This window comes from Vibrio sp. CB1-14, assembly GCF_040412085.2.
Lineage (GTDB): Bacteria > Pseudomonadota > Gammaproteobacteria > Enterobacterales > Vibrionaceae > Vibrio > Vibrio chaetopteri.
This window is the reverse complement of sequence record NZ_CP115920.1, coordinates 3,287,419-3,309,091: the sequence shown is the minus strand read 5'-3', so window position 1 is coordinate 3,309,091 and position 21,673 is coordinate 3,287,419. Positions and strand designations below refer to the sequence as shown.

At 46.6% G+C, this 21,673-nt stretch carries 32 protein-coding genes; 29 read left to right on the top strand and 3 right to left on the bottom strand.

What is annotated here, in order from left to right:
* The first annotated feature begins 169 nt into the window (after positions 1-169).
* The gene (locus PG915_RS15080; protein ID WP_353497242.1) at positions 170-538 is read left to right on the top strand and encodes a hypothetical protein; all 369 of its coding nucleotides are present in this window, start codon (positions 170-172) and stop codon (positions 536-538) included.
* Positions 522-965: a hypothetical protein gene (locus PG915_RS15075; RefSeq protein WP_353497241.1), complete on the top strand. Its 444-nt coding sequence runs from the start codon at positions 522-524 to the stop codon at positions 963-965. Before PG915_RS15080 ends, PG915_RS15075 begins: the two co-directional genes overlap by 17 nt.
* 628 nt (positions 966-1,593) lie before the next feature.
* Here the strand turns inward: PG915_RS15075 and PG915_RS15070 are convergent.
* The gene (locus tag PG915_RS15070) at positions 1,594-2,013 is read right to left on the bottom strand and encodes a type II toxin-antitoxin system PemK/MazF family toxin (protein ID WP_353497240.1); all 420 of its coding nucleotides are present in this window, start codon (positions 2,011-2,013) and stop codon (positions 1,594-1,596) included.
* 12 nt (positions 2,014-2,025) lie between these two features.
* Positions 2,026-2,631 carry a LexA family transcriptional regulator gene (locus tag PG915_RS15065; RefSeq protein ID WP_353497239.1) on the bottom strand — a complete coding sequence of 202 codons (606 nt, stop codon included), beginning with the start codon at positions 2,629-2,631 and terminating at the stop codon, positions 2,026-2,028.
* 134 nt (positions 2,632-2,765) lie between these two features.
* Between PG915_RS15065 and PG915_RS15060 the strand changes: the two genes are divergently transcribed.
* The 21 genes from PG915_RS15060 (at position 2,766) to PG915_RS14960 (ending at position 13,675) form a co-directional block, all read left to right on the top strand.
* A complete protein-coding gene (locus PG915_RS15060) occupies positions 2,766-3,029 on the top strand; it encodes a pyocin activator PrtN family protein (RefSeq protein WP_353497238.1) in 264 nt (87 codons plus the stop codon).
* Complete coding sequence (locus tag PG915_RS15055) at positions 3,026-3,211, top strand: hypothetical protein (RefSeq protein WP_353497237.1); 186 nt, start codon at positions 3,026-3,028, stop codon at positions 3,209-3,211. Before PG915_RS15060 ends, PG915_RS15055 begins: the two co-directional genes overlap by 4 nt.
* Position 3,212: 1 nt before the next feature.
* Positions 3,213-3,431 carry a hypothetical protein gene (locus PG915_RS15050; protein WP_353497236.1) on the top strand — a complete coding sequence of 73 codons (219 nt, stop codon included), beginning with the start codon at positions 3,213-3,215 and terminating at the stop codon, positions 3,429-3,431.
* A gap of 3 nt (positions 3,432-3,434) precedes the next feature.
* A complete protein-coding gene (locus PG915_RS15045; RefSeq protein ID WP_353497235.1) occupies positions 3,435-5,327 on the top strand; it encodes a replication endonuclease in 1,893 nt (630 codons plus the stop codon).
* Between the two features lie 206 nt (positions 5,328-5,533).
* A complete protein-coding gene (locus PG915_RS15040; protein WP_353497234.1) occupies positions 5,534-5,842 on the top strand; it encodes a hypothetical protein in 309 nt (102 codons plus the stop codon).
* Complete coding sequence (locus PG915_RS15035) at positions 5,835-6,365, top strand: hypothetical protein (protein WP_353497233.1); 531 nt, start codon at positions 5,835-5,837, stop codon at positions 6,363-6,365. Before PG915_RS15040 ends, PG915_RS15035 begins: the two co-directional genes overlap by 8 nt.
* A complete protein-coding gene (locus tag PG915_RS15030) occupies positions 6,358-6,795 on the top strand; it encodes a hypothetical protein (RefSeq protein WP_353497232.1) in 438 nt (145 codons plus the stop codon). The genes PG915_RS15035 and PG915_RS15030 overlap by 8 nt, the downstream gene beginning before the upstream one ends.
* Positions 6,770-7,519: a hypothetical protein gene (locus PG915_RS15025; protein ID WP_252013261.1), complete on the top strand. Its 750-nt coding sequence runs from the start codon at positions 6,770-6,772 to the stop codon at positions 7,517-7,519. Before PG915_RS15030 ends, PG915_RS15025 begins: the two co-directional genes overlap by 26 nt.
* 125 nt (positions 7,520-7,644) lie before the next feature.
* The gene (locus PG915_RS15020; protein ID WP_275426429.1) at positions 7,645-7,773 is read left to right on the top strand and encodes a hypothetical protein; all 129 of its coding nucleotides are present in this window, start codon (positions 7,645-7,647) and stop codon (positions 7,771-7,773) included.
* A 3-nt stretch (positions 7,774-7,776) separates the two neighbouring features.
* Positions 7,777-8,610: a major capsid protein P2 gene (locus PG915_RS15015; RefSeq protein WP_338163416.1), complete on the top strand. Its 834-nt coding sequence runs from the start codon at positions 7,777-7,779 to the stop codon at positions 8,608-8,610.
* Between the two features lie 11 nt (positions 8,611-8,621).
* Positions 8,622-8,957 carry a hypothetical protein gene (locus tag PG915_RS15010; RefSeq protein ID WP_353497231.1) on the top strand — a complete coding sequence of 112 codons (336 nt, stop codon included), beginning with the start codon at positions 8,622-8,624 and terminating at the stop codon, positions 8,955-8,957.
* The gene (locus PG915_RS15005) at positions 8,957-9,085 is read left to right on the top strand and encodes a hypothetical protein (RefSeq protein WP_353497230.1); all 129 of its coding nucleotides are present in this window, start codon (positions 8,957-8,959) and stop codon (positions 9,083-9,085) included. Before PG915_RS15010 ends, PG915_RS15005 begins: the two co-directional genes overlap by 1 nt.
* A 36-nt stretch (positions 9,086-9,121) precedes the next feature.
* Positions 9,122-9,286 carry a hypothetical protein gene (locus tag PG915_RS15000; protein ID WP_353497229.1) on the top strand — a complete coding sequence of 55 codons (165 nt, stop codon included), beginning with the start codon at positions 9,122-9,124 and terminating at the stop codon, positions 9,284-9,286.
* Entirely contained in the window at positions 9,283-9,657 is a 375-nt protein-coding gene (locus tag PG915_RS14995; RefSeq protein WP_353497228.1) for a DNAase, read from the top strand. Before PG915_RS15000 ends, PG915_RS14995 begins: the two co-directional genes overlap by 4 nt.
* Position 9,658: 1 nt before the next feature.
* Positions 9,659-10,216, top strand: coding sequence for a chemotaxis protein (locus tag PG915_RS14990; protein WP_353497227.1), 558 nt, complete (start codon positions 9,659-9,661; stop codon positions 10,214-10,216).
* Positions 10,213-10,932 carry a hypothetical protein gene (locus PG915_RS14985; RefSeq protein ID WP_353497226.1) on the top strand — a complete coding sequence of 240 codons (720 nt, stop codon included), beginning with the start codon at positions 10,213-10,215 and terminating at the stop codon, positions 10,930-10,932. Before PG915_RS14990 ends, PG915_RS14985 begins: the two co-directional genes overlap by 4 nt.
* A gap of 2 nt (positions 10,933-10,934) precedes the next feature.
* On the top strand, positions 10,935-11,666 hold the full coding sequence (locus PG915_RS14980) for a hypothetical protein (protein ID WP_353497225.1): 732 nt from the start codon (positions 10,935-10,937) through the stop codon (positions 11,664-11,666).
* Positions 11,667-11,671: 5 nt separating this feature from the next.
* Entirely contained in the window at positions 11,672-12,151 is a 480-nt protein-coding gene (locus tag PG915_RS14975; RefSeq protein ID WP_420884605.1) for a structural protein, read from the top strand.
* A 97-nt stretch (positions 12,152-12,248) separates the two neighbouring features.
* A complete protein-coding gene (locus tag PG915_RS14970) occupies positions 12,249-12,449 on the top strand; it encodes a hypothetical protein (protein ID WP_353497224.1) in 201 nt (66 codons plus the stop codon).
* Positions 12,442-12,594, top strand: coding sequence for a hypothetical protein (locus tag PG915_RS14965; protein ID WP_353497223.1), 153 nt, complete (start codon positions 12,442-12,444; stop codon positions 12,592-12,594). Before PG915_RS14970 ends, PG915_RS14965 begins: the two co-directional genes overlap by 8 nt.
* An 88-nt stretch (positions 12,595-12,682) precedes the next feature.
* Positions 12,683-13,675 carry a hypothetical protein gene (locus PG915_RS14960; RefSeq protein ID WP_353497222.1) on the top strand — a complete coding sequence of 331 codons (993 nt, stop codon included), beginning with the start codon at positions 12,683-12,685 and terminating at the stop codon, positions 13,673-13,675.
* Here the strand turns inward: PG915_RS14960 and PG915_RS14955 are convergent.
* On the bottom strand, positions 13,670-14,734 hold the full coding sequence (locus tag PG915_RS14955; RefSeq protein ID WP_353497221.1) for a tyrosine-type recombinase/integrase: 1,065 nt from the start codon (positions 14,732-14,734) through the stop codon (positions 13,670-13,672). The two genes, PG915_RS14960 and PG915_RS14955, sit on opposite strands and share 6 nt — an antisense overlap.
* 111 nt (positions 14,735-14,845) lie before the next feature.
* Between PG915_RS14955 and dusA the strand changes: the two genes are divergently transcribed.
* From dusA to PG915_RS14925, 6 genes are all read left to right on the top strand, one after another.
* A complete protein-coding gene (dusA, locus tag PG915_RS14950; protein WP_353497220.1) occupies positions 14,846-15,850 on the top strand; it encodes a tRNA dihydrouridine(20/20a) synthase DusA in 1,005 nt (334 codons plus the stop codon).
* A 169-nt stretch (positions 15,851-16,019) separates the two neighbouring features.
* Positions 16,020-16,229 carry an envelope stress response protein PspG gene (locus PG915_RS14945; protein ID WP_353497219.1) on the top strand — a complete coding sequence of 70 codons (210 nt, stop codon included), beginning with the start codon at positions 16,020-16,022 and terminating at the stop codon, positions 16,227-16,229.
* A gap of 98 nt (positions 16,230-16,327) precedes the next feature.
* The gene (locus tag PG915_RS14940) at positions 16,328-16,558 is read left to right on the top strand and encodes a hypothetical protein (RefSeq protein WP_042478735.1); all 231 of its coding nucleotides are present in this window, start codon (positions 16,328-16,330) and stop codon (positions 16,556-16,558) included.
* Positions 16,559-16,656: 98 nt separating this feature from the next.
* On the top strand, positions 16,657-18,531 hold the full coding sequence (locus tag PG915_RS14935; protein WP_418641775.1) for an assimilatory sulfite reductase (NADPH) flavoprotein subunit: 1,875 nt from the start codon (positions 16,657-16,659) through the stop codon (positions 18,529-18,531).
* Positions 18,531-20,264 carry an assimilatory sulfite reductase (NADPH) hemoprotein subunit gene (cysI, locus tag PG915_RS14930; protein ID WP_353497217.1) on the top strand — a complete coding sequence of 578 codons (1,734 nt, stop codon included), beginning with the start codon at positions 18,531-18,533 and terminating at the stop codon, positions 20,262-20,264. Before PG915_RS14935 ends, cysI begins: the two co-directional genes overlap by 1 nt.
* A complete protein-coding gene (locus PG915_RS14925; protein ID WP_353497216.1) occupies positions 20,257-21,090 on the top strand; it encodes a phosphoadenylyl-sulfate reductase in 834 nt (277 codons plus the stop codon). Before cysI ends, PG915_RS14925 begins: the two co-directional genes overlap by 8 nt.
* The last annotated feature ends 583 nt before the right edge of the window (positions 21,091-21,673 follow it).

The window sequence follows — 21,673 nt, the reverse complement described above, 5'->3', positions numbered from 1 at the left end:
TCTCGATTATAGAATTGTTGGCAGCGTATCTAGTTGTAAGTTGCAAAGCCGAGTTGACGACATAAGAGCAGCCACAGTTCACAATTCTAGAGTGTGGTTTGAGTGAGATTTTTACGACCGGCTTCAACTTAAATCAGTCTTTTTTCGGTGCGATGACCAGCATAATAATATGGCATTGGAGAAAGGAGGCGGTATGTTGAGAGTGGGATATTGTGAAGTTAATGACCTGCAACTTAGTCCATCAAGCAAAACGGCAGTATCACAAGTTCACGATATTATTAATCGGGGGGGAATGTTGGGCTTTGCGATTGCTTCAACACCGCTCTATCAGATATTTTTTAGTCCAAGTGTGACAGGGAAGCCGGTTGAAACCATGATTACAATTCGTGAATACGATTGGGAGATCTTTGGCGAGGCGATGTCGAGTGTTTCTAAAATTTCAAAAGACAGGGTTTTGCAAATAGCAGAACCTCTTACATGGACAACAAGTGGGTCGGAACAAAAGTTTTGGAGGTGTATAAGTGAAGCTGCACTTTAGTAGGATTCTGCTTCTTCTACCACTCTCGGCGTGCGCCGCTGAAACAACTTTAGACCGCTTTGATTTATTGGTCGAGTGGAACAATAGACACTCGGAGTGCTTTGACATCCGAAGCCGCAATGCTGAAACGTTTCCAATAACACCTTGGTTTGAATCTTTGACTAAAGATGATAAGAAACGGGTCGTTTTGTATTTGTCTGAGCTCAAGATGTACCAATGTACATTAGGGGAGACAAGTAAGATAAAGCAGAGATACTCGGAACAAGACGTTCAAGAGTTGGAAAAGATGCTTGGTTCTACGCTTAGGCTTGATGAACCCGACAAAAACGACATTGAAGATTTGGACTACCGACAAATTGAGCTAATCAGCGAGCAGATCTCTGTCTTCAGTGTTTTGGTTGTCGCTGAACAATTGAATGTCTTATAGAGTCCGATACGTCAGTTAACAATAGAGAGCAGTGCTTTTTTTCTGAATGTTTTCGAATCTCTGTGTATAATCTCCGACCTATTTTTGAAGACGACGTCTACAATGAAGCGTTTTGACGCTTTTTAGTATACGTTGCACTGCTGAATGATGTCATTTGTCCTGCTTCTTCCACATGATTATGGAGGGGACATTTGGGGGCAATTCTAGCAAGTTCATGTATATATACAGCATCAAGATTTCGAGTAACACCATATGAAGCCTGAAGAAACTAGTAAATACACTGCGAACCGCTTATCCGTTGCGCCCATGCTCGATTGGATTGGTTCTATTGCTGTGTAAGGGGTTGTGAGTTTTAAGGGGTACTATAGGGGTACTGGTGAGAGATTTTTGGTTTCCTAGAAAAGACAAAACCCCCGCCTAGGCGAGGGTCTTTACAGCAGCACCACACTGGCTTGTTATCGCCTGATAAGTGGGCTGGCTACACTTCAAAAATGTAGTCTTAGCGCTCCGTTTTGGGATTAACCAAAGAAGCTTTGACACCGTGATCTTATGTTGCAGCTAGAAAAAAAGCAAATAGATTTATGCGATATACGTATGCTTTTTAGTAATTAGGAGTAATTACAAGCGATTATAAATGGTCAGCTAAACCACCCAAGTGCAACCCGTGCAAAACACACGTATAGACCTTTTTCATAGTCTCCCTTCCTAAACGATTCTTGAAATACACTCGCTTTCCATTATCGACCCCCAAGGAAACATAGTTGAAGCGCTCGAAGCTTAATGTGTAAATCATATCGGCTTTAACCCAAGTGGTACCACGGCTGAAAAACTTGTTTCTTGGTAGATGGTTATCATCTAATTTCATGTGGTAGTTTTGCTGCTTCTCTGGCTCTACGGTACTAAGTGCGACGACTGTAACCAACTGGTGCCCATCGGGTTTTGTTCCTACCACGAGAACAGGGCGGTTTTTTATCATTTCTGGTTGTTTTAAGCCGTGAAAGTCACACATCAATATTTGCCCAACCTTAGGCGAAAATTTAATAGCCAACTTAATTAACTCCTACATTCTTTGTCCTGACCAAACCACTTCCCCAATAATCTCGAAGTCAGCCCCTTTAATATCCTCTCGACTTAGCTCCCACGGCTCATAAGCAGCATTATCACTCACAACCTTGATTCCATTTGGCAAGAACTGAAGCCTTTTCACCATCAAGCGGCTATCGTATCGGAATACATAAACACCGTCAGTCGTGAATCCATCAACACGGTTTACCATCACAACGCTCTGGTTTTGAAGTGTTGGGCTCATGCTGTCACCGCGCACTGGCATTAGAAAGATATTGTTAGGGTTAAAGCCTAGCTCTTGTCGAATGAACCTTTCACTGAACACCATTGCGCTTGATTCTTCTACCTTCTCAACAAGCGCACCATGCCCCGCACTGACTTCGATATCGAAAAACTTCAGCTCAAGATAGCCTCTTGGAGCTAATGAGCCACTTTTGGCGATCTGGTTCGCTTTAATGAAAATATCTTCAGGAATTTTTCCACGTCCACGCCAAGTTTGAATTGTTGAAGGTGAAACCCCCAAAGCCTTTGATAAATCTGTGTTTTTAGACGTATTGGTCAGTTTCTTTAACTCTGAAATTTGCTCATCAACAGTGCTCATTGTGTGCTCCAAGTTGCTCAAAGGTGTTGCAATGACATAAAAATGATCCAATAATGTCTCGTGACGTAATTGAGACATTCTTGAGTTAATTATAGTTGCTCTTAGTTAACTCACCATCATTGCATAGGTGATTTATGAACACAAATTTTGCACTACTGGCACGATTCGAAAGCCCTACAGTTGAACTAAAGCAGGTATGCCAAGAGTTTTTCGGCATCACACCCAAAACGGCAGAGCAGCGAGCTAAGGCTTGTGACTTTCCCGTTCCTACCTTCAAGTTGCGTGATTCTGAGCGCAGCCCATCACTAATCAAAATTGAAGATCTCGCAGCGTATATCGACCAACGCCACGCTGAAGCTATGAGTGATTGGCAGTCAGTAAACGGAGGTGCACTATGAAAACGCCACTACATGCAATCAATATTGATTTTTCGCATTCGAGCGAAGCGATGGAGCTTTTCAAGATAGTCAAAGCGCGTTTGGATTGGCTTAGCCCTAGCTCTCCTGAGTTCGCTTTTTTGCATCCCGTATATTTGCAGCTCAAGCAAGATGTTGAGCTTCTAGAAAGTTTGGAGGTTTAGTTTGGACGTTGACTATACCCCAGCAATCTCAATTGTTGACGCACCAATCAGCGACCCTATACACGCACCCTGTGAAGATATGGCGGGGTGCGCCAACTTCGACCCTGACAAGAGTGAAAAGTCAGCGCGTATGGTTCAAAAGCTACGTTCTGAGCTTGGCTTGAACCGCCCACGCGCTCGCAAACTCAACGTTAACCCTCTGACTTGGACTAAGCGTTAATCAATGCAGAAAATCGGCAAGACCACCAATAATCCGTTGACTAAGCTCCCGACCAATCTGCGTCAGGAGCTTGCAACGTATGTGATGAAAAACCAAGCCACGGCGCCGCATTTGGCAATGGTAGCGGAAAAGCATCAACCGCTATGTGGTGCCACGCCCAAAGAGCGCGTGTTTGAGTTCGCTCACCAAGTTGCTAATAAGTTCAAGCTACCTAATGACATTCGCAACTACCTTGATAAAGCGTCAGCAGTTCGTTTTCGTAAGTACGGCTTTAAGCGCGCATTGCAATTCATTGAGTCACGCAGCGCGGCGGCATCGTCTGCACTTGGCGTATTGCCAGAGCCATATTGGACAATCAACACAGAGTTAAAACGTGCTCGCCTTGCTACTGAGCTATCAGGGCGCGCAAGTTTTCACTTTGAGTTTGTCGTCAAGACAGGCGGCACGGCGTTTGATGCGATTAAACGCATTCATGAATATGTTGGGGCTTGTCTTTGGATGCCTCAATTTGAAGTTGCCAACGATGAAGATGAGGCGTATTCCATCCTTGCCCGTTTGCTTGATGAGGGCGTATGGCGCCGAGCAATCGACAAACAGACCATTGCAGCGTTTGAGAATGCGCGCAGGGCGGCGGGAATGGTGTCGCCGCACATTTCCCCTTATGCGTCAATTTCGGCGTGTGAGTGGCTCAAGATTCGCCAAGAGCGACAGCGTGAGTGGCTAGAACTCATGGCGATTGAATCCGTTGAGGGGGATGTAGTGGAAATGTCACAGGTGCATGAGTCGTCGCAGTCCAACCCTGTTAATCGTCGTCATGAACTCATGACCCGTATTGCTGGCTGTCAGGAGTATGCCGACTCAAACAACCACGCCGCTATTTTTATCACTATGACCGCACCAAGCCGTTTTCATAGGCTCACCAAGCGCGGTGAATACTGGATTGAAAATACCCATTGGGACGGTGGCACACCCAAAGGTGCTCATGCTTGGCTATCTATGTCTTGGAATCGCTTTCGAGCATGGGCGGGGCGCCATGACTTAACTTATTACGGGATGCGAGTTGTGGAGCCACACCAAGACGGTACACCGCATTGGCACGGCGTATTTTTCATGCCGCTTGAGCAAATGCCCGTGTTTATCAGAATGCTGCAGGAATACCAATTTCAGCGTGACAGCGATGAGCTTTATTTCAAGAACGGTGACCCAAAACACCGAGCTATGAAAGCGCGCTTTGAAGCTAAGATGCTGGACGGCACCGAAGGCGGCGCCGTGGCTTACCTTGCCAAGTACATTTCTAAGAACGTTGACGGCTTTGGGCTTGAGGATTTATCGGATCTCGACAACAAAAAAGCCAAGCTGCAAGACACAGTGAAAAACGTCACTTCATGGTCGCGCACCTTTTGTTTTCGTCAGTTCCAATTTCAAAAAACACCGTCTGTCACGGTATGGCGCGAGCTAAGACGCATTAGCGATGAGCAAGAATATTGCACCTTTGAGAAGGCGCGCCGTGCGGCTGATGCGGGTTTTTTCTCCGCCTTTTTCGATTACATGGGCGGTCACCGACTGCCGCAATCCATGCGCCCAATTACCACCAAGAAAGAAGCCAAAGAGAACAAATACGGCGAAATGACAGCGCGTGTTATTGGACTTCGTGGAAGCGGTCTAGAAGTGCTCACCCATGAGATAGAGTGGAAGCTCATCAAAAAGCCTTCCGACTTGTCGGAGGCTTCTTCAAGCAAGCGGGAGCTTGCGCCTTGGTCTAGTGGCAATAATTGTACGCAGAAAATTTCGCCACCAAGACAACAACGAATCATTGATAACTTTTTCCTGTTCAACGAGCTAGATAGGTTTGGCTCGCCAGAGTGGGAGGAGTTCGCCGCGAGAGGTATAACGTAGGAAGTGCCAACGATGTGAATCAGGGGCAATCATAGGGAAAGGTTTGGGCGTTGAATCCAGTTCAGATTTGGAAGTGTCTAAACAGTGGTAGTAGTCCAACGCCCAATTTAAGTGTAGGAGTTAACACCTCTAACCGCATGAATTTTATGTGACAAATGTCATATAGGTAAAAATAATCAACCAACGTCGAGAGACAGGGGTACACCATGAAAACCATGACCAAAGATGAGTGCCAAGCCGAGCTTGCGCGCCTAAACACCATTGACACACTGGAAGCGGAGTTAGAAACGGCGTTTGATACCGTCAAAGACCTGTCACCGAGTGAGCTTTTATCACTGGCGCCCAAAGTCCTCATGGGCGGCGCAGACCCGCTTTCCATGCTTGGCTTAGACCCAAAGCTTATCGACAAAGCAAAACTCGTCGCCAAATCAAACCGAGTGATTCGAGCGCAGCGCAAACAAGCGTTAGAAAAGCAATTGAATGCAGATATTGAGGAGGCGACCACCGATGAGTAAAACGCCCAATCCAGTGCGCGGCTATGTGCCGTGCCCTGTTTGTCGCAGCACTGCCACCGTTCACATGGTGGGTGAAGGTCGCTTGATAGATAGCGGGGAAACGGTCAAGAACGGTCGCAACCTTGGCTTGCTCTATTACAAGTGCCCCAGTTGCGGCAACAGTTCAATGAGCAAAACCGTGAGCGGTTATTGCACTGACAACATGACCGAAACCGCCGATGCGCTCCAAGCCTTATCTGACAAGGTTGAGCTAACGGTTGATGAGTCGGTTGAATCAACGGTTGAAGCGAGTGTTGAAAGCGTTGAGAGTTTTTCGCCTACGGTAACCCCTCCCGCTGAAGTGCTGCCACCAACCGAATCAAGTACCACTGAAACCACTGAGCCAACACCGCCAGAGACAAGCCTGAAACCGCAAATCTTCAAGGTTGCCGCCTGTCTTGGCGTCATTGTCGTGTTGCTGTTTGCCATCAAGCGCATGTTAGCCAAACCACAACCGAGTGAGGAGGGCGATAGCCATGAGTAACCCAACCGTTGAAACAAGCGCTGACAACCTTGATGAGTTGGATGCGTACATTGCCAACCTTAACAATGAGCCATCAGCACAAGAAGGCGCGTTAGCTTCAACTGAAAGTCAGCCAGAGGTCGATACCAGTGAGGCGTTTGATGCACTGGTCACCACGGGGCTTGTGGTGGTTGAGCAAGCCGTGTCGATTCTCAAAGATATTGATTTTGAGTTTGATGAGCGCGCCAAGCAAAGCGTGGTGAATGCGGCTCGCCCTGTTGCCAAGCAATACGGCGGGGCGCTTCTCGACCAATGCGGCGACTACATGAATATCATGACCCTTGCCTTGGCAATCCTTGGTTTGTGGTGGGCGTCGAAAAAGCAAATAACTGCCCTCGAACTGAAAAAGCAGCAGGAGGTCGAGCGTGACTCTCATCGTAAACCCGATTAACTCCAACCCATCCCATGACGCCGAGCACACCGTGTACCTTGGCGGCACGGGCAGCGGCAAAACCAGTGCAGTGAAATACATGGGGCTCGTACCTAAAAAGTCACAAGCTCTGTTCTTTGACCCGTACCGCAACTACGCAGGGCAGAAGTTTCACGGGCAAATGTGCCACGGCTTTACTGACCCTGCCAAGTTTATCAAGGCGGCAGTGCAAGGGCGCCGTTCGGGCTGTTCGTTCAAGCTCGCCTACATTCCCCCAAAGGGCGCGTGTATGTCTGAGCTTGAAACCTTCAGCGCGATTGCTTGGGCGCTCGGCGATGGTCATAAACCCAAACTGCATGTGGTGATTGAGGAGCTGGCAAGCTGCGCGGAAACCTCAGGCAAGCTCGAAGGCAAAACGGGAGAATTGCTCCGTGGTGGTCGCCAGTTTGGTCATGTCGTTCACACCATTTTTCAGCGTGGTCAGGAGGTGCCCAAAACCGTCACCAATCAATCAAGCGTGTGGTGGCTCGGTGCGGTGAACTCTGGCGTTGATGCTGATTGGGTCGCCAAGCAAAAAGGCGTTCACTCCAACGAAGTCGCCGATCTCAAAAGTGCCAAGGTCAATAAGCAGTGTATCGGCAAAGCGATTGCTGAATACCTGATTATTCGTGACGGCATTGGCAACCTAGAGCGCGGCGCGCTGAACTGCGAAACGGGCAAAAGGCTCTCTCGAAACTACCGCTAACCTCTCATTTCAACCTATAGGTTAAAAGTTATACCTATAGGTTGAACCTTAGTGACGAAATCCCCGCCACCTGATTTGATAATGACTCCTTTAACCGTTCCAACGCTGTGAAGCAGGGGAAACACATGAAAGCAACGCACAAAACAATGCTAATGACCATCGTGGTCATGTTGATTGCATTGGCAGTCATTAACAACGTAGGCGCGCTCAAGCCTATCAAAGAGCAAATCAATGGTAACTCAGGGTGGTTTTAAGCTATGGAACTACTAAACACGCCATTTAACCCGCGCCCACTCGATTTAGACCCTGTTGAGGGTGTGAATTGGGGCAACCAAGCCACATTGCGCTTGGTCAGTGGTCCAACTTACCAATCCATCGAACTGGTCACTGATATTACTGACCCTGCCGATGTTGAGCGTGTACGTATCACGCTGAACGGTAAGGAAGTGTACAACCTGACAGGTCAAGACTTGGTTGACCTTCAAGAACACCGTAAGCAATTTACTCAAGAAGGTCGCTACGTTATCCCATTTGCGGATTTAACCCTTCGTACTAAAGGCGGCGTTCGTACTGGTGAACTGGTCACGCTGCAAGGCGAAATCTGGTTTGTGTATATCCAGCTTGCCTCAAAAGCGGGTGGTACGCCTGCGCCAAGTATCCGTGCTCGCTCTCATACGACAGCCGCACAATCAAAGCGTGTTTACCTACCACGTATCTATTCACTGACTTGGTTCGCCAGCGCGACAGGTCGCACCCCGTTCGACTTTGCCGAGCGTTCACCCCTGTTTTCACTTAAGCGTGTGCACTTCAAAGACTCGTCTATTGACCGTGTTCGTGTCCTGCGTGACAGCGTGGAAGAAATCAACGTTACCAAAGCGGATAACGCTTTTGACTTGGCGATTTCAGGTCTAGAGCAAAACGCAGGTTGGTTCAGCCTTGATTTTGTTCGCACTGGTTTCGGCGTTGAGGGTCGCTTGCCAACTAATGCAATGAAGCAATTGCAATTCGAGCTTGATAAATCACAACACGGAAGTGTGCCCGTGCTGATTGAAGCGATTGAGCAAGTGGGCGTTATCGCACAACCAAAGTAAGGGGGTGACCGATGGAAAACCCTAGTGTGACGCAAACCGCCACAAGTGGTGGCGGTTGGTTCGATGGCATCTTAGAGGGTGCGGGTGAGCTTGTGGGTGGTGCCGTCGATGTGGTCGGTGGCTTTGGTGAGGATTGGCTTGGTATCAAGATGGATAACGAGTTAGACCGCGCTAAATCTGCCAGCCCTGACGAGAACCGCGCCAACAATAACGACTATCAGCAACCCAACGGGCAACCTGTGCATACCACCTCTGGCGGCATGCAGTGGCAGACCGTGGCAATCATCGTGCTCATTGCGCTAGTGCTACTCGGTGGCTTTGCTTTTGCGCTCAAAGGGGGCAAGTGATGCCATTAGCGTACTTAGGCTTGGCGGGGGTGACATTGGGTTACCTCACCGCCAAGGAAATCAACAAAGCAAAGTGGATGGTTTTCGCAGTGATTGCGCTGGTCATCTGGTTCAAGCTGAGGTGGTAAATGATTGGTTTTGATTCTCTGACCAATAGCGGCTCGATGCCCATCAATGCAGGTGGCGGCGCGGCGGCGCCTTCGTCGTCACGTTCAAGCAATAGCTCTGGTCAATCCGTGGGTGGGATCAACATGGGCGGCGGTGTGCCGACTTGGTTGATTATTGCTGGGGTGGTTGCCGTGCTCATTGTCTGGATGCGCAAAAAATGATTCGCGTCGTCACCAAAAGCCAAGCGTCGATTGACGCACTGAAACCCGCTTTTCGTGCTTGCCCCAATGACTTTGCAGTGATGCTGCATGAGATTGAGGCGGGGCGCGTGAGCGTCTATCACATCCAAGGGGAAGAGGTAGATTGCTTACTGGCGGGTGAGGTGCGCGGCGATACCTATTTCATTTGGGCGGCGGTAGGCAAAAACGCGCTCAAGGCTACCCGTGTGCTTTCCGAGTTCGTGAAGCAAAACGACTTAACCGCAATGGCTTGCCACTCTTATTTTCCTTTAGTGGTGAGGCTACTCAAGCGGCTAGGTGGTGTGACGGAATCGACCCACGGCAACGCCAAATACCTAAAGTGGAGGTTGTAGCATGGGTGGTGGCGGTAGCTCCTCAAGCAATACAACAACGAATACTAAAAACGTCAGTGGTCAGAATGCCATTGACGGCGACAACTTAGGCGTAGCGGTTAGCGGGGTGAGCGATTCAACGCTCAATATCACCGCAACCGACCACGGCGCCGTGGATAAAGCCTTTGCCTTTGGCGAGCAAACTCTTGATTTTGCCAGTGACACGGTGGATGAGTCCTTTGCGTTTGCAGGGGATGCGCTAGATGAGTCTTATGAGTTCGCAAGTGGGGCAATGAGTGAATCGCTCGGTTTAGTGGAGCGCAACACGGACAACAGTCTCAAGTTCGCGGCGGGTGCCCTCAACGAGTTCAGCTCGACCAATAGCGAAAACCTGCAAATGATGGCAGGGCTTGCGGGTAACCAAGCGGCTCAAAACACCGAGAATCTTGCCAAGCTCACCGAGCTTGCAAAGTTCAAACAAGACAACGGGCAAAGCGCACTCAACAAACAGCAATTGATACTCATGGCAGTGATTGTGCTGGTGCTGGGCTTTGTGCTGGTTAAGGCGGTAGGCAAATGAACCTAAATCTCACTAAGGGGCAAACCATTCCCCTAACCATTGATTCTACATGGCTCTTTGTTGAGTCGATTTCGGGCAAGTTATCGGTGCGAATTGACGAGACAGGGGAAAGCTTCTCGCTACCCAATCGCTCAGTGCTGCGTTATGGCAAGCCATTAGGCCGAATCCTTCTCTCTGGTGAAGGGGCGCTGTCTCTTGAGCATGGTGTGGGTGATTTCACCCCGCCAGTGGAAGGTCAAAAGCTCGATATTCAAACCATGCCCTCTGTCAGTTTCATGCCTGGTCAAACGGTAGGGGTGACCGAGTTACCCAAAGTCGAAATTGAAGTAGGGCAAAGCGTGGGCGTGTCCTCTTTGCCAAAAGTGCAGATTGAAGATGGTCAGCAAGTTGACATCAAAACTCTGCCTGACGTTCAGCTTAAAAGCGGTCAGTCGGTGAATGTTGGCACCATGCCAAGCGTTGAACTGGCAGCAGGGCAAACAATCAAAGTGCTCTCTGGTAGTGCGCTTTCAGTACACAGCGGAGAAATGCCGTTGGAGGTACCCGCTAACCCCGCCCGTAAAGGCGTCATCATCAAAGCCAGTAGCGCTAACGCAGGGCTAATTAGTCTTAACGGTTTTGAGCTTACGGCAGGCGAAAAGCTCACGGTTGAAACTGCCGCTACATTCACATTAACAGGAACCGCGCCCGATAAAGCGCAGGTATTGGAGTATTAATCATGTCTAACTTTCCAGCGTTACCCACGGGCAGCAGCCGCAACAAAATAGAGTTTCTTTATGACTTGCTTAGTGGTTTGGGTGGCGGCGGTAGCACCGAGTTAATACAAACTATGGTTACCCCAATTCCCAGCACATCAATGAGCGCGGGCTTTAACGAGAAGAAATTTGCGTTAAAAAAACTCATGCCGAGCACCAATACGGCGGGAGATAAAGCGTTTTACCAGTACCAGAACGACCCAGAAACAAAAGTGATGGTGAATGGTTTGGTTGAGCAGTTTAAAGATGAAGACCCCGCCGCTATGGTTGCACTCACGTTCAGTTTGAACATTCCATTTCGCATAGATTGGGCAAACGGTGGAACCGATTTAACCGATGCTGAAAAGGTGTCACTCAGTCGTTTTGTGCGTGGTTCGATGAGCTCTTACATCATGGAATCAGAGATATATATCTTTGATGAGAAAATCCATCTAGTTAGGGCTGGTGAGGGCTCAACAGGTCAAAGCTTTTTCTCTTTTCTAGGCGAGTGTGTCGTGACGGTTTTTGTTCGTGACATAGTGGAAATATTCGACCGATATTCGGAAGGGTTTCCCATTGAAATCGGTATCAAAATGCACGGTGACTTGGACGGAGCAGATACCAAGTTCAACGCGGCGAATATCTTGTTTGAAGATTCGGGAACGTTGCGACTAGTCGGGTCTGAAGTCATTGCGCCACCACCAATGCCAGAGTAATCACCATGCGTCTAATCATCATTGTTCTGATAGTTGGTGCGCTGATGATTGGCGCACCCAAAGGGGTAAATATCGTGAAATCACAACTCAATCGCGGGATTCGTAACAACAACCCGCTCAACATTCGCATTAGTAACAATGCTTGGACGGGCAAAGTAACGCCATCCAAAGATAAAGCGTTTGAAACCTTCTCGCACTCGAAGTACGGCTTTCGAGCAGCGACTAAGCTTATTCGCAACTACCAAAACCTTTATGGGCTAAACACCCTTCAAGGAATTATCAGCCGCTTTGCGCCAAAGAGCGATAACAACGACACGGACAACTATGTGCAGTTCGTGGCGGGTCGCCTCAACGTGGGCGCCAGTACGCCGCTTAATCTCTTTGATGATGAGTTTATGACTCGCCTAGTGCATTCCATGTCGATTATGGAAGTCGGGCGTTACTACTCATTAGAAGATGCAGCGCAAGGGGTAGCACTAGCATGACCCAAAAAGAAGTAATTCAACGTCTAGCGGTTGGCATCTTGACCGCTTTAATCAGCGCTTATATCTGGAAGCGCATCAATGGCTAGGAGTAACAGCAATGAAAATAGATTTGAAACAGGCATCAACCAAGAAGGGGCTTGCGCTTATTGGAGCAGGTGTAGCGCTGGCAACGGGGCACCCTGAACTATTAACTGCGAGTGTGACGCCTGAAGGTCTGCAATTGGGTGGCTTGATTGGTGTGGCTGCGCCGATTTTGGTTGGTTTGTGGGAGGCAATTAGGGATGAGTTTAATGGCTGAGTATCAAACCATTATTGTTGCCGCAGTGAGCGCTTTATCTAGTGGTATTGGAGTGGGAGCTGCACTTAGGACTGATCTGAAGTGGCTACGGTTGATTGTAGATAAAATAGATGCTCGTGTTACTCGACTTGAAAATACCCAATGAGCCATAGAGAGGAGCAATAGAAGCATAGGTGGTTTGAGTCTTTTATATGCGTTAGTATATTTATGTGGGCTATGGCTGAGGGGTTGGTTTGTCAAATAACATTATCTTTTGTATTTACTTTTTGGTCTCGTTAACCTTGAATCTCGCTCTAATAGAGTTTCTTGATTCGGTAGGGCTATTAGCTTTAGCAAATCTCATTTTAATACTTACAGTCGTAAAGCTTGAAAAATATAGGCTTATTAATGCATGGGTTAACTTTAATCCATTTCAACGAAAGTGGCTTTTCAATGGCTTTATCGTATTTTTTGCTAACGTTTTTCTTTCGTCTTACAGGTTAAGGTGGCTTCAATCGCTAATATTAACATGTATAGTTGTAGTGTTGCCTGAGGTTGAGACTAACTCTACACAATTCGCAGTACTGACATCCCTGCTAGTTGCAGTGGCATTCAATTTAGTAGTCGTAGAGTCAAATATTGAGTATAAACGAATGCAACAAGCTAAACTTGTTTGCAGTGAAGCAATCACTTTTCTTCAATACTCATCTTTAATGAAAGCCTTGCTGAATGTAGGGAACTATAGCGACAAAATTGATGAGAAAATGATAGTTGAAATTACTTCTAGAGACATGGGGTATCTGCATACAAAGACAGTTTCGGATTTGTCTTCTCCAAGACCAGTAGTAAACCACCTCTCAACACTATTGTCTTCTGACAAGACTATCTATTCTGTACTCGAGAACATTCACAGTTTATCTATTGAGCACGCTAGAGCTCTAAAGAGTTCATCCAGTTTGGATGGATTTGATGAGCTACGACATCAGTTAGATCTTTATGTCTTTAGGCAAAAGGATAGTTTATTAATGAATATGTCCTCTAAGCATAAACCAGAGATGTTTGTAAGGAACTTACTGAAGGCATCAATACTGCCGATGGAGACACTTGAGTTCTGGTTTAGAATGGAGATGAAAAAATACTTTGTATATGCGTACAACGTCTATCCAACGCAGCCTTATGACCTTGAGATGACCAAGTATCACTTTTCATCAAAAAATGCCATCAAAACTTTACCCCACCATTTATAACGCTCTATGTAGCTTATGAGGATAAAGTTGAGTATAAACCTGCCAAAGAACGTTCAAATTCCTATGCCCTGTAACTTGAGCTACTTCCTCAATAGAGTACCCTTTCTCAAATAGACGACTAGCTCCTTCACGGCGCAAATCATGGTAGCGTAAGTCTTTAATACCAAGTTTGTTTCGAACTCTTTGAAAGCCAGCGGTCACACTTCTAGAGTTAAAAGGAAAAATCAACTCGCTTTCTTTAGGCTGGCGCATAGCAATATCAAACGATTCTGCCAACAAAGGAACAATCATGTGATTTCCCTGTTTCTTGCGCGGGTCTTTACGGTCACGCACAACCACAGTTTTATGTTCTTCGTTGATATCTTCCCAACGCAGAGAGCAAACCTCACCAATCCTCATGCAAGTCAAAATACTAAACTCAAGGATATCAACAAATGGGATTCGAGCTTGTCCATTCGCTCTGGCGTTTTGACGTTCAATCAATCCTTGCTTCAGCGCTTCGAGTTCGTCACCAGTAGGGCGGCGGGTTCGTTTCTCACTTTTTCCAATAAGCTGCATATCAGTCAGTACCGGTACTGCTTCATCAAAGATCTTATAGTTGGCTTCTATGTCGAACACAGGGTTAGCTTTCTTCATTACAGAACGAAGATAAGCAATATCGTGATAAATAGTTGCAGGCTTTGCTCCTGCACCACGGCGATTTTTGCAGTGCTGGATTAGGTCGCTAGTTTTGAGTTCGTTGGTGTCTATTCGCGCTATATCACAATCTCTAAGCATCTCTATGACGTAGCGCTTGGTTCGCCCTGTGTTGTTCCATAAATCCTTATCCGCCATGAACTTATCGAGGAGTACCGAAAGGGGGACTGTTTTGGTACTATTTACACCGTTTAATTCAATGTCGGATAGGCGTTTCTTACCGTAGGTGCGAGCGTGTTCTTTCTTTTTGAAAGTCTTTGACTCTCTGTGTATGATTGCCTGCTTTTTCTTGACGATGATTGTTGCTTTATAGCGGAATTCACCGTTTTTAAGTTGCCGCTTTTCGATTGAGAGTGAAGCCATTCCGTCGTCCTACTCTTTGAGGGGTACTGTAAGGGGTACTATAGGACGAAATTTGGGAAAATTCCACGATATTCAAAGCGGATTTGATGGGTAAAATTATTAGGTAAAACAATGACCAAGCCAGATAACACAAGCAATTTCCAATCAAACCGCTTATCCGTGGCACCGATGCTCGATTGGACAGATAGACATTGCCGCTACTTCCATCGTCTTCTGTCATCACAAACTTTGCTGTACACCGAGATGGTGACAACTGGTGCGATCATTCACGGTAAAGGTGATTTTCTAGCGTACAACGAAGCAGAGCACCCAGTGGCACTTCAGCTAGGTGGTTCAAATCCTGCTGATTTGGCAACCTGTGCAAAGCTTGCTGCTGAGCGTGGCTATGATGAAGTAAACCTAAACGTAGGCTGCCCGTCAGATCGCGTTCAGAATGGCCGCTTCGGTGCATGCCTGATGGCTGAACCTGATTTAGTGGCTGAGTGCGTGGCAGCGATGCGTGAAGTGGCTGATATTCCAGTGACGGTAAAAACTCGTATTGGTATCGACGATCAAGACTCGTATGAGTTTTTGACTAAGTTTGTATCTACGGTATCTGAGAAGGGCGGTGTGGATCAGTTTACCATTCACGCACGTAAAGCTTGGCTAAGTGGCTTGAGCCCTAAAGAGAACCGTGAGATCCCACCGTTGGATTACCCTCGCGCTTACCAAATTAAGAAAGACTTCCCACATCTGAATATGGCGGTGAATGGCGGCGTAAAAACGCTAGAAGAATCTCTAGAGCACCTGCAGCATCTTGATGGCGTGATGATTGGTCGTGAGGCTTATCAGAACCCGTATATCCTCGCGCAGGTTGACCAGCTTATCTTTGGTTTAGACACACCAGTGAAAAAGCGTAAGCAAGTGGTTGAAGAGATGTACCCGTACATTGAGCGTCAGCTTTCGAACGGCTCGTATCTTGGTCATATCTCGCGTCATATGATTGGTTTGTTCCAAGCAATGCCGGGCGCTCGTCAGTGGCGTCGTTACATCAGTGAAAATGCACATAAGAAAGGTGCAGGCATTGAAGTGCTTGAAACAGCACTAGCAAAAATCCCATCTGAATTGGATGTGTAATTTACCAATCATTTGGCGATAAATACCAACTCCGACTGTGCGAAAGCGTGTCGGAGTTTTTGTTTTTGACTATGTCTATGATTTTTAAGGTTTATGAAAGTTGGAACGTTTCCTGCAATCCATTTAAGTAATTCAAAAGACTTAAACTAGCAACGAAATGGGAGAGGTTATGTTTGAACTAATTTTCGTTTTGGTATTCCTTGCAACTCTAGTAATGACTGGCGTTACGTTTGTCACGGTGACAATGGCGATTGTGGTGTCGTTTGCTGTAATGTTTCTATTGGGCATGGTCGGGGTTGTGTTCAATCTCTTGCCTTACATTATCGCGTTCCTTATAGCGATTTGGATCTATAAAAAGGTAATGGCGCCCACAAATTAACAAACTGATCACAAATAACCCTACAGGGATAAGCACAATTGCTATAGTTATCTATATGACCAAGGGCGTCGGTCATTATAGGATTTCTGGAGGGAGCCATGACAATTACGGAATTGAAGTATTTATTCCATCAAGATTTACTGGCAGAAGCGATCATTGAACCCGCCGAATCTGAAGGCGGTTGGATCGTTGAGTTTCGCCACAAACAGGGCGGTTTCGTTATGTTGACGGATATTCATGGCGCAGAGTGTCAGTACAATGATCTCGACAAGGCGTCTAAGTCAGCGCTGGCCGTCGGCTTCACTGAGGTTCGTATTGAGGCTAAATAGTCTCCCTTCCAAACGAACCTCTTCTTCCAAAAAGTTATAAAACATTCATATCTATTCTTTCTTGTTATTAAGGTGGTTGGTTAATCTATCGTCACGCAATGATTAGGGATGTCGTGACAATGTCTTCAAACGTAAAACAGTCGCCGAACGGTAATAACAATTCTCAAGAATTACCAAGCCTAGCTGCTCCACTTAACGATCAGCAGCTATCACAACTACAACAAGCATCAACGAACCTATCTTCAAACCAGCTTGCATGGGTAAGCGGGTATTTTTGGGGATTGAGTCAGGCGGGTGCACCTTCAACGCTGACTCCAGTTGCTAGCGCAGTGAATACAGCTGCGGCTGCTGTACCTGCAGGTAAGCTGACCATTATCTTTGCCTCTCAAACGGGCAACGCCAAAGGGGTTGCTGAGGAACTAAAAGAAGAAGCTTCTGCGCTTGGTATCGATGTTGAGCTATTTGATGCCAGTGACTACAAAGGTAAAAACCTAGCGAAAGAGACACACGTCATCGTTGTTGCCTCTACAAACGGAGAAGGCGAAGCGCCTGATAACGCGATAGAACTACATGAGTTCCTTCAATCTAAGAAAGCGCCAAAACTTCCGAACCTTAAGTATGGTGTTATTGGCTTAGGCGACTCTAGCTATGAGTTCTTCTGCCAAACGGGTAAAGATTTTGATGAATACTTAGGCAAGTTAGGTGCCACCTCATTTATTGATCGTATCGACTGCGACGTTGATTACGACGCACCAGCGGGTGAGTGGCGAGCGAAAGCGCTAGAGGTCATCAAAGAGGATCTTGCCTCTCAACCGGCAGATGTTGTGACACTGCCTGTTGCAACTGCAGCCGCTACGGTTAACTACACCAAGAAAAATCCATATACCGCCACATTACTGACTAGCCAAAAGATCACGGGTCGTGATTCTGGCAAAGATGTTCGTCATATCGAGATTGATCTTGAAGGCTCAGGCATCACTTACAAGCCGGGCGACGCGCTGGGTGTGTGGTTCGAGAACAGCAGTGAGCTGGTGGATGTACTTCTTGCTCAAGTCGGTTTATCAGGCATTGAAAGTGTGGATGTGGATGGGGAGAGCTTATCTTTGCGCTCTGCGCTGATTAAGCACTATGAGATCACTTCGGCAAATCCTCAGCAAGTCGCGCAATACGCGGAGATTTCAGGCAGCAAGAAGCTTGAGAAGCTAGCGGCTGATAAAGACAGACTTCGCGAGTATGCTTCGAATACTCAAGTGATTGATGTCTTTAAAGAGAAGAAAGCAAAACTAGAGGCCGAGCAATTACTGGGTCTACTACGCCGTTTAACCCCACGTCTCTATTCCATTGCATCAAGCCAAGAAGAAGTGGATGAAGAAGTTCATCTGACGGTTGGGCTTGTTGAGTATCAAGCAGGTGAAGAAAGCCGATTTGGCGGCGCGTCTTACTTCCTATCGCGTGGATTGGAAGAAGGTGGTGAAGTCAAAGTATTCGTTGAGCACAACAATAACTTCAAGCTACCAGAAAATGGTGATACGCCTGTGATTATGGTGGGTCCAGGTACGGGTATTGCGCCATTTAGAAGCTTCATTCAAGAGCGTGATAACCAAGGCGACACTGGCAAAAACTGGTTGTTCTTTGGGGATCGCACTTTCACTCAAGATTTCCTATATCAAGTGGAATGGCAAAAGTACCTGAAATTAGGTGTGCTAAACCGATTGGATGTGGCCTTTAGCCGTGACCAGCACGAGAAAGTGTATGTTCAGCATCGATTGCTAGAGCAAGGTGAGCAGGTATGGCAATGGTTACAGGAAGGTGCCCACATTTATGTATGTGGCGATGCCAACCATATGGCCAAAGATGTTCACAATGCCCTGATTGAGATTGTTAAGGTGCATGGTGGAAAAGAAGCTGACCAGGCAGAAGAATTTGTCAACGAACTAAGAAAAGCAAAACGTTATCAGAAGGATGTGTACTAATGAGCAAGCAATCAGCCACTATTCAAGAAGTGTTGGGTGAAGAGTTGGGGCCGTTGTCTGATAACGAGCGTCTAAAAGGGCAGAGTAACCTACTGCGCGGAACCATTGAGAACGATCTACAAGATCGTATCACCGGTGGATTTACCGCTGACAACTTCCAGCTTATTCGTTTCCATGGTATGTATCAGCAAGATGACCGTGATATCCGTAACGAGCGAGCTAAGCAAAAGCTAGAACCTCTGCATAACGTGATGCTTCGTGCACGTATGCCGGGCGGTATTATCACGCCTAAGCAATGGTTAGCTATCGACAAGTTTGCGACTGACCATTCTCTTTATGGAAGTATTCGTTTAACGACTCGTCAAACATTTCAGTTTCACGGTGTGCTTAAGCCAAACATCAAGCTAATGCACCAAACGCTGAACTCTATCGGTATTGATTCTATTGCGACAGCCGGTGACGTGAACCGTAACGTGCTATGTACGACCAACCCTGTGGAATCCGAGCTACATCAAGAAGCCTATGAGTGGGCGAAAAAGATCAGTGAGCATTTGCTGCCGAAAACCAAAGCGTATGCAGAGATTTGGCTTGATGGTGAGAAAGTAGAAAGCACAGACGAAGACGAACCTATTCTGGGTAAAAACTACTTACCACGTAAGTTCAAAACGACAGTCGTGATCCCACCACAAAATGATGTGGACGTGCACGCCAATGATCTGAACTTCGTCGCTATTGCTGATAACGGCAAGCTGGTGGGCTTCAACGTTCTTGTTGGCGGTGGTCTTGCCATGACTCACGGTGACACCTCGACATATCCAAGACGTGCCGATGACTTTGGTTTTGTTCCTCTAGAAAAAACGCTTGATGTAGCTGCAGCGGTTGTAACGACTCAGCGTGACTGGGGTAACCGTTCAAATCGTAAGAACGCCAAAACTAAGTACACACTTGACCGTGTTGGTATTGATGTATTTAAAGCAGAAGTTGAAAAACGTGCAGGGATTAGCTTCGAGCAAAGCCGCCCATACGAGTTTACTGAGCGTGGCGACAGAATTGGTTGGGTTGAGGGTATCGATGGTAAATACCATTTAGCACTATTCATTGAGAATGGCCGACTGCTCGACTTCCCAGGTAAGCCTCTTAAAACTGGTGTAGCTGAGATCGCTAAGATTCACAAAGGCGACTTTAGGATGACGGCGAACCAAAACCTGATTGTCGCTAAGGTATCTAAGTCAAACAAAGCCAAGATTGAGAAGATCGCTCGTGAACATGGTCTGATGGACGATGCGGTATCTGAGCAGCGCAAAAACTCTATGGCGTGTGTGGCTTTCCCAACTTGTCCTCTTGCCATGGCAGAAGCGGAACGTTTCCTACCAAGCTTTGTTACTGATGTAGAGAGCATTCTGGATAAACACCAGATCCCAAGTGATGAGAGCATCATCTTGAGGATCACCGGTTGTCCAAATGGTTGTGGTCGAGCGATGCTGGCTGAAATTGGTTTAGTTGGTAAAGCGCCTGGTCGATACAACCTGCACTTAGGCGGCAACAAAGCAGGTACTCGTGTACCTAAGATGTATAAAGAGAACATTACGGATGCGCAAATCCTAGAAGAGATTGATGCTTTGGTAGGTCAATGGGCGGAGCAACGTAACGAAGGTGAAGCATTTGGTGACTTCGTTATCCGCGCTGGGATTATAGAAGAAGTCAAAGTATCGAAAAGGGACTTCTATGCCTAGAGACGTTATTTCCCAGAAAAAAGCAGTTAAACAAGGCTCAGTTAGCGAAAGCGTGCAAGGTCAGAGAAAAGCGCTAGAGCTTCAAGACCTGTTATCACTGACTAAAACCGAGCAAATTTTAAAGCTAGCAGAGCTAAATGGTCAGCTTGAGCTATTAACTGCGAAGCAGAGAGTTGAGTGGGCGCTAGAGAATTTGCCAGGTGGGCATATCCTAAGCTCAAGCTTCGGAGTTCAGGCAGCGGTTATGCTTCACTTAGTAACAAGTGTAAAAGCAGACGTTCCGGTAGTGCTTACCGATACTGGGTATCTATTTCCAGAAACGTATCAGTTTATAGATGAGCTTCAGAAGCAACTAGATCTGAACCTACATATATATAAAGCGAACATCTCGCCAGCTTGGCAAGAGGCTCGCTACGGTAAGTTATGGGAAAAAGGGCTCGATGGACTCAAGCAATACAACCAGCTTAATAAAGTAGAGCCAATGAAAAGGGCACTCGAAGAGTTGGATGTTCACACTTGGTTTTCTGGCCTAAGACGTGAGCAGTCAGAGAGTCGAGCTAACTTGCCAGTACTGGCGATTCAAAATGGCCGTTTTAAGTTCTTACCAATCATCGATTGGAGCAACGAACAAGTTGATAGCTATATAGAAGAGCATGGCTTGAGTTACCACCCCCTTAAAGAAGCCGGGTACCTATCTTTGGGTGACATTCACTCTACAGTGAAGTGGGAACCAGGTATGAAAGAAGAGGAAACACGCTTTAACGGTTTAAAACGAGAGTGTGGTTTGCATGAAGACGACGGTGAGACAGACGGTTCTGGTATTTAACCTTTGCTCACATTATTAAAAAAGGAGGGCTGAGCCCTCCTTTTTTAATAACTCTGTGGATAAGTTGTGCTCACAAGTAGGATAAAGTTGAATAAATACGCCTTTGGATGAAAAAGACACGGTTAAGCGTTATTTTTGTATTTTTTCTAAAAAAAGGCTTGCTAATGTGATGAGGCTCTCTATAATGCGATTCCACTGACACGGCAGAGCCCACAAGGGTTCGAGGCGATAGTCAGTAAGGCATTCAGCTTACAAGATGGTCTTCTAGTTAGATTTGAAAAAATCAAAAAAATTAGAAAAAAGTGTTTGACACTGAGAATCATCTCGTTAGAATAGCCGCCTCTTCAAACGGAAGCGAAACGCAGAGTTTTGAAGAAAATGTTCTTTAAAAATTTAAACCTATCAATCTGTGTGGGCACTCGTTGATGATAATCAAATTAGATACCTCGGTATCAAATTAGGTTTTCAATGAACTGAGTGACCAATCGAGATTACTTTCTTGTAAAAGAACTTAGTCTTGGCACAGTCAATTCATTATCGTTCTGTTGGAACGATAATAGCTTTAAAATTACTTCTTACTTTT

Excerpts from the sequence above, each read along its gene's own strand:
- PG915_RS15035 (WP_353497233.1), top strand. The coding sequence starts at position 5,835 with ATGAGTAAAACGCCCAATCCAGTGCGCGGCTATGTGCCGTGCCCTGTT.
- PG915_RS14945 (WP_353497219.1), top strand. The coding sequence starts at position 16,020 with ATGTTTGAACTAATTTTCGTTTTGGTATTCCTTGCAACTCTAGTAATG.
- PG915_RS14985 (WP_353497226.1), top strand. The coding sequence starts at position 10,213 with ATGAACCTAAATCTCACTAAGGGGCAAACCATTCCCCTAACCATTGAT.
- PG915_RS15080 (WP_353497242.1), top strand. The coding sequence starts at position 170 with ATGGCATTGGAGAAAGGAGGCGGTATGTTGAGAGTGGGATATTGTGAA.
- PG915_RS14980 (WP_353497225.1), top strand. The coding sequence starts at position 10,935 with ATGTCTAACTTTCCAGCGTTACCCACGGGCAGCAGCCGCAACAAAATA.
- PG915_RS15010 (WP_353497231.1), top strand. The coding sequence starts at position 8,622 with ATGGAAAACCCTAGTGTGACGCAAACCGCCACAAGTGGTGGCGGTTGG.
- PG915_RS15005 (WP_353497230.1), top strand. The coding sequence starts at position 8,957 with ATGCCATTAGCGTACTTAGGCTTGGCGGGGGTGACATTGGGTTACCTC.
- PG915_RS15030 (WP_353497232.1), top strand. The coding sequence starts at position 6,358 with ATGAGTAACCCAACCGTTGAAACAAGCGCTGACAACCTTGATGAGTTG.
- PG915_RS14955 (WP_353497221.1), bottom strand. The coding sequence starts at position 14,734 with ATGGCTTCACTCTCAATCGAAAAGCGGCAACTTAAAAACGGTGAATTC.
- cysI (WP_353497217.1), top strand. The coding sequence starts at position 18,531 with ATGAGCAAGCAATCAGCCACTATTCAAGAAGTGTTGGGTGAAGAGTTG.
- PG915_RS15065 (WP_353497239.1), bottom strand. The coding sequence starts at position 2,631 with ATGAGCACTGTTGATGAGCAAATTTCAGAGTTAAAGAAACTGACCAAT.
- PG915_RS14940 (WP_042478735.1), top strand. The coding sequence starts at position 16,328 with ATGACAATTACGGAATTGAAGTATTTATTCCATCAAGATTTACTGGCA.
- PG915_RS14975 (WP_420884605.1), top strand. The coding sequence starts at position 11,672 with ATGCGTCTAATCATCATTGTTCTGATAGTTGGTGCGCTGATGATTGGC.
- PG915_RS14935 (WP_418641775.1), top strand. The coding sequence starts at position 16,657 with ATGATTAGGGATGTCGTGACAATGTCTTCAAACGTAAAACAGTCGCCG.
- PG915_RS14970 (WP_353497224.1), top strand. The coding sequence starts at position 12,249 with ATGAAAATAGATTTGAAACAGGCATCAACCAAGAAGGGGCTTGCGCTT.
- PG915_RS15060 (WP_353497238.1), top strand. The coding sequence starts at position 2,766 with ATGAACACAAATTTTGCACTACTGGCACGATTCGAAAGCCCTACAGTT.
- PG915_RS14965 (WP_353497223.1), top strand. The coding sequence starts at position 12,442 with ATGGCTGAGTATCAAACCATTATTGTTGCCGCAGTGAGCGCTTTATCT.
- PG915_RS14995 (WP_353497228.1), top strand. The coding sequence starts at position 9,283 with ATGATTCGCGTCGTCACCAAAAGCCAAGCGTCGATTGACGCACTGAAA.
- PG915_RS15040 (WP_353497234.1), top strand. The coding sequence starts at position 5,534 with ATGAAAACCATGACCAAAGATGAGTGCCAAGCCGAGCTTGCGCGCCTA.
- PG915_RS15020 (WP_275426429.1), top strand. The coding sequence starts at position 7,645 with ATGAAAGCAACGCACAAAACAATGCTAATGACCATCGTGGTCATGTTG.
- PG915_RS14990 (WP_353497227.1), top strand. The coding sequence starts at position 9,659 with ATGGGTGGTGGCGGTAGCTCCTCAAGCAATACAACAACGAATACTAAA.
- PG915_RS14925 (WP_353497216.1), top strand. The coding sequence starts at position 20,257 with ATGCCTAGAGACGTTATTTCCCAGAAAAAAGCAGTTAAACAAGGCTCA.
- PG915_RS15055 (WP_353497237.1), top strand. The coding sequence starts at position 3,026 with ATGAAAACGCCACTACATGCAATCAATATTGATTTTTCGCATTCGAGC.
- dusA (WP_353497220.1), top strand. The coding sequence starts at position 14,846 with ATGACCAAGCCAGATAACACAAGCAATTTCCAATCAAACCGCTTATCC.
- PG915_RS15000 (WP_353497229.1), top strand. The coding sequence starts at position 9,122 with ATGCCCATCAATGCAGGTGGCGGCGCGGCGGCGCCTTCGTCGTCACGT.
- PG915_RS15045 (WP_353497235.1), top strand. The coding sequence starts at position 3,435 with ATGCAGAAAATCGGCAAGACCACCAATAATCCGTTGACTAAGCTCCCG.
- PG915_RS15015 (WP_338163416.1), top strand. The coding sequence starts at position 7,777 with ATGGAACTACTAAACACGCCATTTAACCCGCGCCCACTCGATTTAGAC.